At 41.8% G+C, this 12565-nt stretch carries 16 protein-coding genes; 14 read left to right on the forward strand and 2 right to left on the reverse strand.

What is annotated here, in order from left to right:
- Positions 1-83: 83 nt before the first annotated feature.
- A complete protein-coding gene (locus DYI25_RS01550) occupies positions 84-1109 on the forward strand; it encodes a CAP domain-containing protein (RefSeq protein WP_249745208.1) in 1026 nt (341 codons plus the stop codon).
- Between the two features lie 47 nt (positions 1110-1156).
- On the opposite strand, the gene prpE is transcribed toward DYI25_RS01550, so the two are convergent.
- Positions 1157-1897, reverse strand: a complete 741-nt coding sequence (gene prpE / locus DYI25_RS01555) for a bis(5'-nucleosyl)-tetraphosphatase PrpE (RefSeq protein WP_213366206.1) — start codon at positions 1895-1897, stop codon at positions 1157-1159.
- Between the two features lie 298 nt (positions 1898-2195).
- Here prpE and mgtE point away from each other — a divergent pair, with 298 nt between their 5' ends.
- The 4 genes from mgtE to DYI25_RS01575 all read left to right on the forward strand — a co-directional run bounded on the left by mgtE (position 2196) and on the right by DYI25_RS01575 (position 6996).
- Entirely contained in the window at positions 2196-3521 is a 1326-nt protein-coding gene (gene mgtE, locus DYI25_RS01560) for a magnesium transporter (RefSeq protein WP_425374507.1), read from the forward strand.
- A gap of 13 nt (positions 3522-3534) precedes the next feature.
- A complete protein-coding gene (locus tag DYI25_RS01565) occupies positions 3535-5397 on the forward strand; it encodes a monovalent cation:proton antiporter family protein (protein WP_213366212.1) in 1863 nt (620 codons plus the stop codon).
- A 112-nt stretch (positions 5398-5509) separates the two neighbouring features.
- Complete coding sequence (gene fabI / locus DYI25_RS01570) at positions 5510-6277, forward strand: enoyl-ACP reductase FabI (RefSeq protein ID WP_213366215.1); 768 nt, start codon at positions 5510-5512, stop codon at positions 6275-6277.
- Between the two features lie 275 nt (positions 6278-6552).
- Entirely contained in the window at positions 6553-6996 is a 444-nt protein-coding gene (locus DYI25_RS01575; RefSeq protein WP_213366218.1) for a CotO family spore coat protein, read from the forward strand.
- A gap of 40 nt (positions 6997-7036) precedes the next feature.
- Here the strand turns inward: DYI25_RS01575 and DYI25_RS01580 are convergent, their stop codons facing one another.
- On the reverse strand, positions 7037-7567 hold the full coding sequence (locus tag DYI25_RS01580; RefSeq protein WP_213366221.1) for a CotY/CotZ family spore coat protein: 531 nt from the start codon (positions 7565-7567) through the stop codon (positions 7037-7039).
- 199 nt (positions 7568-7766) lie between these two features.
- Here DYI25_RS01580 and DYI25_RS01585 point away from each other — a divergent pair, with 199 nt between their 5' ends.
- From DYI25_RS01585 to DYI25_RS01620, 9 genes are all read left to right on the forward strand, one after another.
- The gene (locus tag DYI25_RS01585; protein ID WP_213366225.1) at positions 7767-8111 is read left to right on the forward strand and encodes a DUF1360 domain-containing protein; all 345 of its coding nucleotides are present in this window, start codon (positions 7767-7769) and stop codon (positions 8109-8111) included.
- An 88-nt stretch (positions 8112-8199) separates the two neighbouring features.
- Complete coding sequence (locus DYI25_RS22535; RefSeq protein WP_274609481.1) at positions 8200-8322, forward strand: hypothetical protein; 123 nt, start codon at positions 8200-8202, stop codon at positions 8320-8322.
- 264 nt (positions 8323-8586) lie between these two features.
- Positions 8587-9078 (forward strand): YhcN/YlaJ family sporulation lipoprotein, encoded by a 492-nt coding sequence (locus DYI25_RS01590; RefSeq protein ID WP_249745209.1) that lies wholly within the window; start codon positions 8587-8589, stop codon positions 9076-9078.
- 15 nt (positions 9079-9093) lie between these two features.
- Positions 9094-9573 (forward strand): stage V sporulation protein AC, encoded by a 480-nt coding sequence (gene spoVAC / locus DYI25_RS01595; protein WP_213366228.1) that lies wholly within the window; start codon positions 9094-9096, stop codon positions 9571-9573.
- Positions 9574-10587, forward strand: coding sequence for a stage V sporulation protein AD (spoVAD, locus tag DYI25_RS01600; RefSeq protein WP_213366232.1), 1014 nt, complete (start codon positions 9574-9576; stop codon positions 10585-10587).
- A 15-nt stretch (positions 10588-10602) separates the two neighbouring features.
- The gene (gene spoVAE / locus DYI25_RS01605; RefSeq protein WP_213366235.1) at positions 10603-10959 is read left to right on the forward strand and encodes a stage V sporulation protein AE; all 357 of its coding nucleotides are present in this window, start codon (positions 10603-10605) and stop codon (positions 10957-10959) included.
- A gap of 24 nt (positions 10960-10983) precedes the next feature.
- Positions 10984-11700 (forward strand): DUF421 domain-containing protein, encoded by a 717-nt coding sequence (locus DYI25_RS01610; protein WP_213366238.1) that lies wholly within the window; start codon positions 10984-10986, stop codon positions 11698-11700.
- A gap of 94 nt (positions 11701-11794) precedes the next feature.
- Entirely contained in the window at positions 11795-11929 is a 135-nt protein-coding gene (locus tag DYI25_RS01615) for a YjcZ family sporulation protein (protein ID WP_167833794.1), read from the forward strand.
- A 374-nt stretch (positions 11930-12303) separates the two neighbouring features.
- Positions 12304-12558 (forward strand): stage VI sporulation protein F, encoded by a 255-nt coding sequence (locus tag DYI25_RS01620; protein ID WP_023615234.1) that lies wholly within the window; start codon positions 12304-12306, stop codon positions 12556-12558.
- Positions 12559-12565 lie beyond the last annotated feature (7 nt).

The following is a 12565-nucleotide window of genomic DNA, read 5'->3' on the forward strand; positions in this document are numbered from 1 at the left end:
CTCAGATTTTTCATTTTATATTTCCCCAGCCAAATACAAAACATAAGGAAGTAATAAATGAAATCTCAAGGAGGAAAGAACAGTTGAGCATATATAAACATGGAAAAATAATTACTTTATCAGCTGTCATGTTGTTAGGCCTTGCAGCCTGCAATAACAATAATGATGAAGCGATGGATTTACGTGACAACAGAATGACAACCCTTGGAAATGACCGAACAGGTTATTGGGACAATGACGCAAATAGAATGAAGCAACAAAAACGCAGAGCAGAAATAAATGCAGCTAAAAGAAATACTCTAAATGGCGAGGATGCAACAAGTGAAATAATGCAAATGCCAAATGGTAAAGGATTTATCACAATCGACCCGAACTCTTATAGCACGGGAATACCTAGTTCGAAATATCCTCATATGGAAATGAACAAGGGAAGGCTGAAATTGACGGAGGAGCAGCAAGCTGATCTAGATAAAATGCTTGCGGAATTACAACGCCGTACTGGTGTCGACATACCAGAATTGAACCAGGGAGCTGCACCTGCACCTGCACCTAACCAGGGAGCGGCGCCAGCCCCAGCCCCTACACCAAGAGCAGTTCCAGCACCTGATAAAGATACAGTCCCGGCACCTGAGCAGGGAGCAGCTCCGGCACCGGAAAGAGAAGCAGCTCCGGCACCAACTCAGGAGGCTGCACCAGCACCAGAGCAAAAAGCTACTCCGACTGGTACTGAAATCAGTGCTTTTGAAGCTAGGGTGATTGACTTAACGAATGAACAGCGCAGGAAAAATGGATTGGGAAATCTCCAGCCAGATACAGCGTTAAGCAATGTGGCACAGGAAAAATCGAATGATATGCAAGCTAAAAATTACTTTTCACATACAAGCCCGACATATGGTTCGCCGTTTGATATGATGAGGGATTTTGGAGTTTCTTACAAGTCTGCCGGTGAGAACATCGCCATGGGTCAGCGAAGTGCTGAGGAAGTTGTAAACGCATGGATGAACAGCGAAGGCCATAGAAAGAACATTTTGAGTCCTAACTTCACACATATCGGTGTTGGGCATACAAGTGAAGGGAACTATTGGACCCAAATGTTTATCAGCAAGTAACAGGAAAAAAGCTAACCAATTGGTTAGCTTTTTTCGATTTAGGGGTACTATTCTATCTCCCGAAATTTTTCAGGTACATATGGCATCGATGAAGGAACAGATACCAGCTCTATTTCTGGATATCGTAAAGCTGTCAATGCTCCTCCAAACACAGCTCCTGTATCTATATTGTAAGTATTATTAAGGACTCTTGGTTCTTTAACCGGTGTATGCCCATAAACAATGATTGTATTTCCTTGATAATTCCTCGCCCAATCACGTCTTACGGGTGTTCCATCTGCATTGTTTTGGCCGGTGATGTCACCGTAAAGGACAAAAGTTTTAACTTTTGAATTGTTTTTTCCTATGTAATCTTCACGGATACCTGCGTGTGCTATTACAAGTTTTCCCTGGTCGAGAACATGATATAAAGGAGCTGACTCATATAAGCCAACGAATTTGTCACGGAAAGAATCCTTTTGTGCCTGATTCAGAGACAAAAATTCAGAAACAGTCGTTTCGAGGCCATGTTTCGTTTGCACTTTGTTTCCTAGCAGGTACCGGTACAGTTTATTACAGTGGTTTCCTGGAACATAGAATGCAAACTTCCTATTCCTGACTAATTCCCAGACCAGTTCCGTTGTCTTTAGTGATTCTGGCCCTCGATCAGTCAAATCTCCGACAAAAGCAAGCTGCCTGCCATCAGGGTGAACAGGGACTCCGGAATTCCAATTGTAGCCTAATTTTCCGGTGAGTTCTTCAAATTCTGCGTAACAGCCATGGATATCTCCAATGATATCTATGTTCATATTGGGTCCTCCTTTTTATGTTATTCTTCCCGAAGTGGGAAAAAAAGAAAAGTTTAAATTGAAAAAGGGAATGTTATATAGAAGAGATTTTGTTCTTTGCCTATAAAGAAAGGCTGGATAAAAGTTACTACAATCAGAAGGTTCATCAATATGTTTACACTGAAAAAGAGAAGATAAAAGACAAAGAAATCAATAAATGCTAGTATAATGGAATGTACATAGAAGAAAGGGGGTAAGGTGGATGTCTGAAGAACGTCAAGAATCGGCATCTAAGCAGCAAATTAATACTGAGCTGCTGATGGAAGCACTTTACTCTGAGAAAATTGATGATTTCCGTGATGAATTTTTAGAGTTGCATCCGTACGACCAGGCAGCTTTTTTCGGTGAACTGAATGATGAAGAGCGCGCGAAAGTGTATAACTTCTTGTCACCTGAAGAAATGGCCGACTTATTTGAGAATCTGGAATCAGATGAAGAGGATTTTAAAGATGTACTCGCCCAAATGAATCCTAATTATGCTGCAGATATGCTATCAAATATGTATGCTGATGACGCGGTCGATGTCCTGAATGAGCTTGATAAAGACCAGGTCGTCAGTTATTTGACGATCATGGATGAAGAAGCAGCACAGGAAATCAAGGACTTGCTTCATTATGAGGAATACACAGCCGGTAGTATCATGACGACAGAATTCATTGCGATTTCTGCCAACCAGACTGTCAGGTCGGCTATGTATATCTTAAAAAAAGAAGCGCCCCAGGCGGAAACAATTTATTATATTTTTGTTGTCGATGAAGATAAAAGACTTGCGGGTGTTATTTCATTGCGTGACCTGATTGTTGCTGATGATGAAACAATGATTGCTGAGGTTATGAATGACCGTGTTGTATCCGTTTCTGTTGGAGAGGATCAGGAAGAGATCGCCCGGATGATGAGAGATTATAACTTCCTCGCTCTTCCGGTCGTCGATTTTCAAAACCATCTTCTCGGTATTATCACTGTGGATGACATCATGGACGTTATGGAAGAAGAGGCGTCAGATGACTATTCAAAGCTAGCTGGTATTGCTGATCTTGATACAGTAGACAGAAACCCGCTTGCGGCTGCGAAAAAGAGGCTTCCATGGCTGATTATCCTTCTCTTTTTGGGCATGTTCACAGCAAGCTTGATTGGAAGGTTTGAGGAAACATTGAATAAAGTAGCGATATTAGCGGTTTTCATTCCGCTGATCGCCGGAATGGCAGGAAATACGGGTACTCAGGCTCTTGCCGTAGCCGTCAGAGGGATTGCGACAGGTGACCTTGAAAAAGAAAGCAAAGTGAGCATTATCCTCAGGGAAGCTGGAACTGGCTTTATAACAGGAGCGATATGCGGAATTTTGGTCACTTTCATCGTTTATTTTTGGCAGGGAGAGCTATTTCTAGGCGTTCTAGTCGGAATATCAATTTTTATTACGTTAATCATCGCCACACTTGCCGGTTCATTGGTACCTTTGATCATGCACAGGTTAAAAATTGACCCGGCTGTAGCATCCGGCCCGTTTATCACTACTATAAATGATATTATTAGTATCTTAGTTTATTTTGGAATTGCTACTGCTTTCATGAGTTATCTTACTAAATAAAGGAGGGATGAGGATGGAACATCATGCTTCGATTACTTCGCTTGTAATCGTCATTATAGTTGCATTTTTAACACCAATTTTACTTCACCGTTTAAAATTGAATTTCATACCAGTCGTCGTTGCCGAAATCATCATGGGTTTGATCATCGGTAAAAGCGGCTTCAATATTGTACATGAAGATGCTTGGCTTGGAACCCTGTCTACATTAGGCTTCTTGTTCCTGATGTTCTTGAGTGGACTGGAAATCGACTTCTCAGCTTTTTCGGGAAACAAGAAGACCAATAATAAGAAGGCAAATGATAAAAAGGAACCAAATACATTTGTAGTTGCTTCCATTATCTTTGTTGGCATATTCATTGTATCATTGGGATTATCCTATTTATTTGTACTTGCTGGCTTCATTGAGAACGTCTTTTTGATGACATTGATCATTTCGACGATTTCTTTGGGTGTCGTCGTCCCTACTTTGAAGGATGCCCATTTAATGAAGACGAATATTGGGCAGACGATCTTATTGGTTGCGGTTATCGCAGATTTGGCAACAATGATCCTGCTAGCAGTCTTTGTCTCTCTTTATGACGGAGGAGAAGGAAATACATGGCTGCTGTTAGTGTTGTTCGCAGCAGGAGTTGGCTTGTACTTTATCGGGCGGGTCTTCAAAAATAGGACCTTCATCGATGCGCTATCCACTGGAACCACGCAAATTGGTACTCGTGCCGTATTTGCGCTGATCATTCTTCTGGTTGCCATCTCTGAAACAGTAGGTGCCGAAAATATCCTTGGCGCTTTCCTGGCAGGTGTGCTTGTTTCATTGCTCGCCCCCGACCAGGAAATGGTCCATAAACTTGATTCATTCGGCTATGGATTCCTTATTCCGATTTTCTTCGTTATGGTTGGTGTGGAACTTGATATCTGGTCCTTGTTCAGTGAGAAAAAACTGCTAATGTTGATTCCGCTGTTACTCCTGGCACTATTTTTATCAAAACTGATTCCAGTCTATCTGTTGAAAAAATGGTATGACACAAAAACAGTTTTGGCAGCAGGCTTTCTGCTGACATCTACACTTTCATTGGTTATTGCGGCCGCTACAATCGGTGAACGTATGGAAATGATTACACCGCAGATGAGCGGGACATTAATATTAGTTGCAGTAATTTCGAGTGTTTTGACACCGATTTTATTTAAGAAGCTGTTTCCGGAGGAAAAGGCAGAGGAAGTTAAAGTCAAGGTGGCATTCATTGGTGCCAATCAGATGACGCTTCCTGTCTCTCGAGCGCTGCAATCCTCCTTGTATGAGCCCGTTATTTTTCATACGAAACAGGAAAAAGCAGAAAAACAGATTGCTGACTCAGTCTTTGATATCATTGAAATGGAAAATTACGATATTGAAACCCTGGAAAAGCATGAGGTCTATAATGCCGATATCATCGTGATATCCACCGGGGATCCAGATTTGAACTCTACGATTGCTGTTAGTGCGAAAGAACAAGGAATCGAGCGTGTCATCGCCAGGATCGAAAGTCCGGATCTTGCCGAACAAGCCCAGGAAGAGGGTATTGAAGTATTCTCTGTCCTTCGTTCAACTGAATCACTGCTTCGAGCAATGATTGAATCGCCTGGAGTCATGACCATCCTGACCAACCAGGAAAATTCACTCCATGAAATCAGGATGCTTAATGATCACTTTGACGGTATGAGCCTAAGACGCTTCCCATTCACCGGGGATGTCATTTTTGTCCGTATTCTGCGTGAGAATGAATCGATTGTGCCTCACGGAGATACAGAGTTAAAGCTGAATGACCGTTTGATTGTGACCGGATCAAAAGAATATGTAGATGAATTGAAACGGGAGCTTGAATTCTGTTTCTGGTGTTAATTAAAAGTAAACCCGCCTTCCCGGCGGGTTTTTCTTTTCAAATTTAAAAATATAGTGTAGAATTAGCACTAGGTACTAATAACTTGTATTAACATTGGGGGAACGGTAAAAAATGACTCTTTCATTGAACGGAAAAACATACGTAGTAATGGGTGTTGCCAATAAACGAAGCATTGCCTGGGGAATTGCACAGTCACTTCACAATGCAGGAGCAAATTTAATTTTCACTTATGCAGGAGAGCGCCTGGAGAAAAGTGTCCGCGAGCTTGCTGAATCATTGGATCAAAACTATTTAGTATTGCCATGCGATGTTACGAGCGATGAAGATGTCGCAAAATGCTTCAAAGAGGTAAAAGAAGCTGTTGGCACAATTTCTGGCGTTGCCCACTGTATCGCATTTGCGAACAAAGAGGAACTCCAGGGAGACTATATGAATGTAACACGCGAAGGATTCCTGTTAGCTCATAATATCAGCGCCTACTCACTGACTGCTGTTGCGAAGGAAGCGAAGGAACTGATGCAAGAAGGCGGAAGTATTGTTACTTTGACTTACCTTGGAGGAGAACGGGCGATTCCGAATTATAATGTCATGGGAGTTGCAAAAGCATCCCTGGATGCAAGCGTCCGCTACCTTGCAGCTGACCTGGGGAAGGATAATATCCGCGTGAACTCAATTTCAGCCGGACCAATCCGTACTCTTTCTGCGAAAGGTGTAAGTGACTTTAATTCAATCTTGAGGGAAATCGAAGAAAGAGCTCCGCTGCGCCGCAATACCACACCTGAAGAAGTCGGTGACACAGCAGTATTCCTGTTCAGTGACATGTCACGAGGCATTACTGGCGAAAATATCCACGTTGACTCTGGGTTCCATATTTTATAGCATCAAGGCCCGCACATTTGCGGGCTTTTTCTTTTTGGGTTACCTAAATTGATTATTGTTTTTCATATAAGTCTTTTTTTATATATTTTTAAAATTCGCGGCTTTTTTCAAGGATATACCCGAAGATCTAAAAAATTAGCAAAAGCCTTACCTACAAGCTGTTTTTATTTTGATGGAGAAACCAATAAAGATTACGAAATCATACTTTGGTAAAAAGGCACCTACTTTTAGGCAAACGCATAAACATAAAAAGAGTGAAGTAATGGAGGTGCCATATGGGAAGGAAACGCAATCGGAAACAATCACCTTTGTTTTACATTAATCAACCAAATATTGAATTTCCTCAGCCTAATATGCAAAAAAGTTTTAACTATAAGGATGATGAGATTGTTGAAGATGAAGTATTGCCTGAAGACAACATCGTAACCGACGAAGTAGAAGGCCATGCGGAATCCGCAGAAATAATCGAAAATGAAGAGGTTAAAAAGAAAAAGAACTTTCATGATTATACCATTGAAGAAAAGATTAGACATTTAAAGCTTGTCCCTGCCGCTGTAGCGAAGTTGAAATATGAATTCGTTACGGTTGGAAGAACGTACAAAGGGTATTTTATGTCAATGGAAGGCGGAGCATTGATGATCCATTCGATCAGTCCGCGAAAGAAAAGTGTCAGTATCCCAGTAGAAGATTTGGTTGATATAAAAAGGCTTGGATTGTAAGGAAAGGCTTACCATCCTGGTAAGCCCCTTTCTTACATGATTATTCTGCTGAAGATGGACCTGGAAGACTAGATAAAGGCAATGCAGCTACTGGATCTAAGCATGTTACTGCACAGAAGCAATCAAGGTCAACTGTTAAGCAAATTCCAGTTCTGAAGAATTCATTGCGGGAGCCGCCAGTTTGAAGCTGATCGCATGGATCATCAAACCTTTTGCCTCTGTCCCCACGTGTAGTCAGCAATTCGATTTTAGCGCAGCAATCGGAATCTACAGAAGTTACCCTGAAGAAGAATGATTTAAAGCAATCTAGTCTTGTGCCTTCGCTGTTTGGCCTGATACGTGTACCAAAGCCTTCAAAAGGTACGCAGTCTCCACAGTAAAGAATTAGTGGAATTGTATCTAAATCGTTCGTTGGTGTTTGTGCGCCTGCAAGTAGCTCTCGAATCGACCTGTCGCAGCTAACGTCGCAATCAGTATCCACGCCATCTACTTCGTCTTGTGCGTCCGCAACTGCTCTCAGTACTTCACATACACAGTTGTCGTCATCACGATTTCTACCTTTGCAACCCATAAAATATTCATCTCCTTTTAGTTGATATGACCTATTGTCCTTAATAGAATATGAATCGCCCTCCCAATGGTGTGGGTGTTTGTCTAATTTTGAACAGGATTCCCATAAAAAAATGATGACAGGAGCGGACAGGCTCAAGCCTATACATAGGTATTTATCATGCATAAAATGAAATGAATCAAACTGGGAGGTGTAAAGATTGGAGAATTGGCTAGATTTATTCCTTCTTGTTTTTGCAAGCTTTCGTCTGACCAGGCTGATTGTGTACGATACAATAACTGAATTCCTGCGTGAACCTTTCCATGAAACGATTATTGAAACGCTTGAGGATGGAAGTACGGAAACTTATATAGAAATAAAGGGAGATGGGCTCAGGTATTGGATTGGCGAGCTATTAAGCTGCCACTGGTGCACTGGTATTTGGTCAGCTTCTTTCCTGTATGCTGGCTTTGCATTGTTACCGAAGCTAGCAATGCCAGTCATCACTGTGCTGGCAATCGCAGGAATCGCCTCGGTTATCCAGCATCATTTTATAAAAGACTGACATATAAACTTAGTGAGTCCGTCCAGAACCCCTTCGGATTCTTGTTCATAAACTATCGTATGGACTCTTTAATGAAGGGGTTGTAATAATGGAGGAAAAACAAAAAACGAAAAGCACCAAGGGTTCAACTGTATCCAAAAGTAATGCCGCAACCCGCCGAGTGCGAAAAAAACGTGGCTGTGGCTGCGGTAAAAAGAAAAAACAAGCATAAAAGCAGCGTCTGCCAAACTTTATTGGCAGGCGTTATTTTTTTTTGTAGATTACGTTGAATGGGGAATTCTATAGAGACCAATGAGGATGGTTTTTGAGATGGAAGTACTTAAAAAATCTTATTATGGCTATCAAAGCTTTTTAGCGCAAAGACGGCTCAAAAGCTATTTGCATTAACTGGAAATAAAACTCACTCTAAAAAATTCATAAATTGGGTTTTAAACGTGGAAAATAATTTTATCAGATGAACCATAGGAAGGGATTAATGATGAATATGAAACATGCTGTAAAGATTTTGGCGATTATAATTTTGCTAGGCAGTGGTACTGCTGGCTGCACTTCTTTTGGTAAAACTTCTCCGGAGAGCAGAGCATCGATGATTCAGTCAGTCAATCCTGATCCAGGAGCGACAAATGATTTGGATGAAAAGGATCTCAAACTGGCTAAGAAGGTCAAGAAGGATATCGCTGCACTTGATGAAATATATGATGTTGCGGTCATTGTAGGGAAAAAAGAAATATTAGTTGCATATAAGGTCAAGCATTTGAAGCGCTTCGGCATGAAGCGCATCGAGAAAGAAATCAATAAGAAACTTGAAAAGAATTACCCTGATGATGACTTCATTGTTTCTAGTGATTATAAGATTTTTATTGAGGCGGTAGAGCTTCGGGAGAGAATGAAAGACCCGTCCTTTCCGGATAAGAAAGCAGAGGAACAATTACAGCGGATTATATCGTTGAAAAAAGAGTTGACTTAAGAAAGGATGGGTGAAATGGGGGATAAACAAAAGCAAAAGATGACACCTGAGCAGCAACAGTATCAGCAGCTCGAACAGAAACATGAGCTTAAACGTCCGGTAGTAAAAAATTGCATCAAAGCATTTTTGGTTGGTGGATTGATTTGTACGATTGGTCAGGCAATAACCTACTTTTATATATATTTTTTTAATTTTACTGAACAAACAGCTGGTAATCCGACAGTTGCTACGATGATTTTCATTTCCATGCTGTTGACAGGATTTGGTGTTTATGACCGTATCGGTCAATTCGCAGGGGCGGGAAGTGCCGTACCGGTGACTGGCTTTGGAAACTCCGTTATCTCGGCAGCGATTGAACACCGAACTGAAGGCTTTGTCCTAGGTGTCGGTGGAAATATGTTTAAACTGGCAGGGACAGTAATCTTATTTGGTGTCTTTTCAGCTTTTGTCGTCGCACTCGTAAAAACTTTGTTGACGATGATGGGGGTGCTGTAAATGTTGATTGGAAAGCAATCATGGCAATTTGCGAACCGGCCAGTTATCGAATCATGGGGCTCATCCGGTGGTCCTTTTGAAGCTGAGGGAAAACTCTCTGCTGACTTTGATGTCCTTCATGACGATTTGTGGATGGGGGAAGATTCATACGAGAAAGCACATAGAGTTTTACTGGAAGAGGCAATCAAATCTGCGTTGCATAAAGGAAATTTCAATAAAGAGGATATGCAATTCATGCTTGCAGGGGATTTAATAAACCAGATCACGCCGACCAGTTTTGCTGCAAGGACGATGGAAATTCCTTATTTTGGCATCTTCGGTGCTTGCTCTACCTCAATGGAGGGCCTTGCGCTTGCATCATTTATTGTGAACTACCAGGGAGCAAAGAAAACTTTAACCGGTGCATCAAGTCACAATTCGGCGGCAGAAAAACAATTCCGCTACCCGACGGAATATGGCGGTCAAAAACCACCAACAGCGCAGTGGACTGTAACCGGAGCAGGAGCTGCCGTTTTAACAGACAACTCCAATAAACAGGGGAAAATCGTAACCACCTCTGCCACTATTGGGAAAGTAGTAGATATGGGGATAACAGATCCCTTTAATATGGGCGGGGCTATGGCACCTGCAGCTGCTGATACGATTATTTCTCACTTTAAAGATTTGGGTCGAGAACCGTCTTATTATGATTTAGTTGTCACAGGCGACCTTGGAAGGATTGGGCAGGCTACTACATACGAGCTTTTGCAGCAGTCCGGACTGGATATAAGGAAGGAACAATTTCAGGATTGTGGTTTGATGATTTATAACGATGACCAGCCAGTCCAATCTGGAGGCAGCGGAGCAGGATGTTCGGCTTCCGTTCTATACGGGCATTTATTAAATCAAATGCAAAAGGGTCTCTATAAAAAAATACTTGTTGTTGCGACAGGAGCTTTGTTATCACCACTTTCATTCCAGCAAAATGAAACCATTCCATGTATAGCCCACGCTGTTTCAATTGAAATGAACTAGAAAGGAGGAATCGCTTTGCTACCAATGTTTTTCTGGGCTTTTGTTATCGGAGGCTTGATCTGTGTATTCGGCCAGTTGATGTTTGACATTGCGAAATTGACACCAGGGCACACGATGAGTCTGCTTGTTGTTATTGGAGCTGTCCTTGATGGTTTTGGACTTTATGAACCTTTAATTGATTTTGCAGGAGCAGGTGCTACGATTCCAATCACAAGCTTTGGCAATTCGCTCGTTCACGGAGCGCTTCAGGAAGCTGAGCAGCATGGGCTGGTAGGTGTACTGACAGGGATGTTCGAAATCACGAGTTCCGGTATGTCGGCTGCTGTAATCTTCGGCTTTATCGGCGCTCTTATCTTTAAGCCAAAAGGTTGATTCTGTGTCTCAAGGGATGATCTAATGCCGGATATTCTTGGAACCATCATACGCTCCATCTTGCTGATCATAGGCTTATTCATCATTACAAAGCTTCTTGGGAAAAAGCAGTTATCCAGCCTGTCATTTTTTGAATATATCGTTGGAATCACTGTGGGCGACATAGCCGGTACTTTAGCGATGGATCCTGATTTGAGCTTGAGGGATGGAATTGCCAGCCTGATTGTCTGGTCATTTGTCCCTTTGGCGATTTCAACAATATCCTTAAGAAGCAGAGCATTTCGCAAAATAGTTGAGGGTAAACCAACTACCTTCATTGAAAATGGTAATATTCTCGAAAAGAATATGCGAAAAGAGAAATACAGCATAGATGAACTCCTGGAACAACTCCGCAAGAAGAGTGTATTCAAGGTAGCTGATGTTGAGTTTGCTTCGCTTGATTCGAATGGAGAATTGAGTGTTTTATTGAAGAAAGCTAAACAGCCTGTAAAGTATGAAGATATCGGAATTGAAATGGAAGAAGAGTCTGCCTCGGTGTCCGTTTTGATAGACGGTAAAATAATCGAGGAAAACCTTAGTCGGGCTGGTCTCGATAGAAATGCACTGATTGAAAAAATCCATGATAAAGGGTACAAGCTGCAGCAAGTTTTTTATGCAGAAGCGGATTCAAACGGAAACCTCAGTGTTGATCTGTATGATGAACATATTTCCTCCCATTTCCCAGACTTTGATAATATTTAACCCATGAATTATAAATGGGTGGGGGCTCGCCCATACATTTTCGATGTGCCTCACATATATTGCTATTGAGTAATAAAAAGTGAGGTGAAGAAGAATGGGCTACGGTTATGGTGGCTTTTGCGGCGGCGGCTACGGCTACGGCGGTGGCGGCTATTACGGCTCCACTTTCGTATTGATCGTCGTATTGTTCATTTTGTTGATTATTGTAGGAGCAAGCTTCTACAACTAAGAGAAAAGCAGAAAAAGCTGTTCCATTCGGAACAGCTTTTTCTGGCTTTTATAAGAAAGCATAAACTTTTTGCACCAAGATTAGTGTCTAGCTCCAGCGCCTAGCCAGATTTCATCGCTGTGAAAGCTTCTGCGAGTATCTCGCGAGAAGCGTCAGCTTCGAGCAGCTCGAGTCGCTTGTCTAGCTTCGGCTCCTAACTCCTCGAGAAGCTTCGGTTCTGCCAATGAAGTGAAAGAACGACTTCACTGTCAGGCCCTCCAGCGCTTGTCGGGGCTGACCAAGGCACTTGCGCTTTTCTTATTTTACGAGCTCTCTTTCACCATTTCCAGCATCCTTCATACAATAGAGTAGTTAAAGAAGGAGGCGTGATTTATATGGATAATAATTTCTTCAAGAATATAGAAAAAAAGACTGGCGTAAATATGAATGATGTATTTGAGTTAGCGAATTCATTACAAAATGCGAACTTTAAAGATGAGCAAACTGTAAGAGGCGTTATCCGCCGTGTTTCAAAAATGGCTAACAAGCCAGTAAGTAAAGAAATGGAAGACAAGATAGTAGAATCCATTGTTAAGGATGGAAAGCAGCTCGACTTTGGCCAGATTTCTAAAATGATTAACAAGAAGTAATTCTTGA

The organism is Mesobacillus boroniphilus (genome assembly GCF_018424685.1).
In the GTDB taxonomy this organism is placed as follows: domain Bacteria; phylum Bacillota; class Bacilli; order Bacillales; family Cytobacillaceae; genus Mesobacillus; species Mesobacillus boroniphilus_A.

Coding starts and splice junctions, on each gene's coding strand:
- prpE (WP_213366206.1), bottom strand. CDS start 1,897: ATGAACATAGATATCATTGGAGATATCCATGGCTGTTACGCAGAATTT.
- mgtE (WP_425374507.1), top strand. CDS start 2,196: ATGGAAGCACTTTACTCTGAGAAAATTGATGATTTCCGTGATGAATTT.
- DYI25_RS01565 (WP_213366212.1), top strand. CDS start 3,535: ATGGAACATCATGCTTCGATTACTTCGCTTGTAATCGTCATTATAGTT.
- fabI (WP_213366215.1), top strand. CDS start 5,510: ATGACTCTTTCATTGAACGGAAAAACATACGTAGTAATGGGTGTTGCC.
- DYI25_RS01575 (WP_213366218.1), top strand. CDS start 6,553: ATGGGAAGGAAACGCAATCGGAAACAATCACCTTTGTTTTACATTAAT.
- DYI25_RS01580 (WP_213366221.1), bottom strand. CDS start 7,567: ATGGGTTGCAAAGGTAGAAATCGTGATGACGACAACTGTGTATGTGAA.
- DYI25_RS22535 (WP_274609481.1), top strand. CDS start 8,200: ATGGAGGAAAAACAAAAAACGAAAAGCACCAAGGGTTCAACTGTATCC.
- DYI25_RS01590 (WP_249745209.1), top strand. CDS start 8,587: ATGATGAATATGAAACATGCTGTAAAGATTTTGGCGATTATAATTTTG.
- spoVAC (WP_213366228.1), top strand. CDS start 9,094: ATGGGGGATAAACAAAAGCAAAAGATGACACCTGAGCAGCAACAGTAT.
- spoVAD (WP_213366232.1), top strand. CDS start 9,574: ATGTTGATTGGAAAGCAATCATGGCAATTTGCGAACCGGCCAGTTATC.
- DYI25_RS01610 (WP_213366238.1), top strand. CDS start 10,984: ATGCCGGATATTCTTGGAACCATCATACGCTCCATCTTGCTGATCATA.
- DYI25_RS01615 (WP_167833794.1), top strand. CDS start 11,795: ATGGGCTACGGTTATGGTGGCTTTTGCGGCGGCGGCTACGGCTACGGC.
- DYI25_RS01620 (WP_023615234.1), top strand. CDS start 12,304: ATGGATAATAATTTCTTCAAGAATATAGAAAAAAAGACTGGCGTAAAT.